The organism is Streptomyces sp. cf386, assembly GCF_900103585.1.
Lineage (GTDB): Bacteria > Actinomycetota > Actinomycetes > Streptomycetales > Streptomycetaceae > Streptomyces.
This window is the reverse complement of record NZ_FNHV01000054.1, coordinates 1-1,338: the sequence shown is the minus strand read 5'-3', so window position 1 is coordinate 1,338 and position 1,338 is coordinate 1. Positions and strand designations below refer to the sequence as shown.

The 1,338-nt window shown below is 69.4% G+C and carries 3 protein-coding genes; all 3 read right to left on the bottom strand.

Going from position 1 to position 1,338, the window contains the following annotated elements:
* On the bottom strand, nucleotides 1–139 hold a 139-nt coding region (locus tag BLU79_RS47255), incomplete at its 3' end, for an adenosylhomocysteinase (protein ID WP_143052614.1).
* Nucleotides 129–986, bottom strand: a complete 858-nt coding sequence (gene metF / locus BLU79_RS47250; RefSeq protein ID WP_093912234.1) for a methylenetetrahydrofolate reductase [NAD(P)H] — start codon at nucleotides 984–986, stop codon at nucleotides 129–131. The genes BLU79_RS47255 and metF, both read right to left, overlap by 11 nt.
* A partial coding sequence (locus BLU79_RS47245) for a vitamin B12 dependent-methionine synthase activation domain-containing protein (RefSeq protein ID WP_305657803.1) occupies nucleotides 983–1,338 on the bottom strand: 356 nt, incomplete at its 5' end. The genes metF and BLU79_RS47245, both read right to left, overlap by 4 nt.

Below are 1,338 nucleotides of genomic sequence, written 5' to 3'. Positions count from 1 at the left end.
TGCGGATCGCCATCAGGCCGGGCATCTCATGCTCGGCGAGGGTGATCTCCTTGCGGCCGAACTCGGCCAGGGAGAGGTCGGCGACCTTGAAGTCCGTGAAGTCCGTGAAATTCGTGAGGTCCTGGCGGTCAGCAGGCACTGAGGCTCCTTAGGGCTTGGACGGCGCGGTGGATGTCGAGGGCCGCGGTGGAACGGTTGAGGGTGATGTAGTGCAGGCCGGGAGCGCCCTCGGCGAGAAGTCGCTCGGACATGGCTACGGCGTGGTCGACGCCGATGCGGTACGCCGTCGCGGGGTCGTCCCGGGCGGCTTCGAGCCGGTGAGCCAGCTCCTCGGGGAAGGCGGCGTTGCTGAGTTCGGCGAAGCGGAGGATCTGGCGGGCATCGGTGGCGGGCATGATCTCCGGGATGATCGGAATGTCGCAGCCGGCGGCCGCCACCCGGTCCCGCAACCGGAGATAGTCCTCGACGTGGAAGAACATCTGCGTGACGGCGTAGTCCGCACCGGCCTTGCACTTGGCCACGAAGTGCCGGATGTCGGTCTCCGGATCGGGCGACCGGGGATGGCCCTCGGGGAAGGCCGCGACACCGATGGTGAAGTCGCCGAGTGAGCGGACCAGTTCGACCAGCTGGAAGGCGTGGGAGAAGCCGTCCGGGTGCGGCGTCCACTCGCCCCGGGGGTCACCGGGCGGATCGCCGCGCAGGACGAGGACGTCGCGGAGGCCGACGTCCGCGTAGCTGCCGATGATGTGCCGCAGTTCGGCGACCGAGTGGCCGACGGCGGTGAGGTGGGCGACCGGGCGCAGCGTCGTCTCCGCGGCGATGCGCCGGGTGACGGCGATGGTGCGGTCGCGGGACGAGCCTCCGGCGCCGTAGGTGACCGAGACGAAGTCGGGCCGCAGCGCTTCCACCCGGCGTACGGCACTCCACAGGGCACGCTCCCCGGCCTCGCTCTTCGGCGGGAAGAACTCGAAGGAGAAGGTCGTCATGAGCGGCCTCCCGCGTTGAAGTAGCTCGCTTCGGGGTGGTGGATCACGATCGCGTCGGTGGACTGCTCGGGGTGCAGCTGGAACTCCTCGGAGAGATGGACGCCGATGCGCTCCGGCTGGAGCAGGTCGGCGATCTTGGCGCGGTCCTCCAGATCGGGGCAGGCGGGATAGCCCAGGGAGTAGCGGCAGCCCTGGTACTCCGTACGGAACATGGCGTCCAGGTCGCTCGGATCGCCGCCGGCGATGCCGAGTTCGGCGCGCACGCGTGCGTGCCAGTACTCGGCGAGGGCTTCGGCCAGCTGGACGGACAGGCCGTGCAGTTCGAGGTAGTCGCGGTAGGCGTTGGCCTCGA

Coding starts and splice junctions, on each gene's coding strand:
- metF (WP_093912234.1), bottom strand. CDS start 986: ATGACGACCTTCTCCTTCGAGTTCTTCCCGCCGAAGAGCGAGGCCGGG.